The organism is Vibrio sp. 10N.222.48.A3, assembly GCF_041475345.1.
Lineage (GTDB): Bacteria > Pseudomonadota > Gammaproteobacteria > Enterobacterales > Vibrionaceae > Vibrio > Vibrio tasmaniensis_A.
The window spans coordinates 1-583 of the sequence record NZ_JBFRVX010001494.1 but is presented as its reverse complement, the minus strand read 5'-3'; the positions used below and the strand labels follow the sequence as shown (position 1 = coordinate 583).

The following is a 583-nucleotide window of genomic DNA, read 5'->3' as shown; positions in this document are numbered from 1 at the left end:
CGCTTACGGCAAAGAGATCGCCATGACAGTAATTGGCGCAGGTTCTTACGGAACCTCTTTAGCTTCTCTCTAGCGCGTAACGGTGCAAACGTTGTTCTGTGGGGGCATGATCCTGTTCACATGGCTCGTCTCGAATCCGAGCGCGCAAATAATGAATTTCTACCAAATATCGACTTCCCAGAAAGCCTAATCATCGAGTCAGACCTTGAGAAGGCAGTAACAGCAAGTCGTGATCTTCTTGTTGTCGTCCCTAGCCACGTATTTGATATCGTTTTAAATAGCCTTAAGCCTCACTTAACAGATTGTTCTCGTATCTGCTGGGCTACTAAAGGTTTAGAGCCGGAAACTGGTCGCCTGCTAAAAGATGTCGCTCACGATGTGCTTGGTAATGGGTACTCGTTAGCAGTTCTATCAGGACCTACCTTCGCCAAAGAGCTTGCGATGGGTATGCCAACGGCAATCTCTGTGGCTTCCCCTGATGCAGAATTCCTTGAGCAACTTCAAGAAAAGATTCACTGTGGCAAAACGTTCCGTGTGTACGCAAATTCAGATTTTATTGGCATGCAGCTTGGTGGCGCGGTTA

Annotated in this window: 1 pseudogene; it reads left to right on the top strand. The window is 47.5% G+C overall.

The annotated features are described in order from the left end of the window. Positions 1-583 (top strand): annotated as a pseudogene (locus AB4653_RS27345) (2-dehydropantoate 2-reductase N-terminal domain-containing protein); the annotation flags it as partial.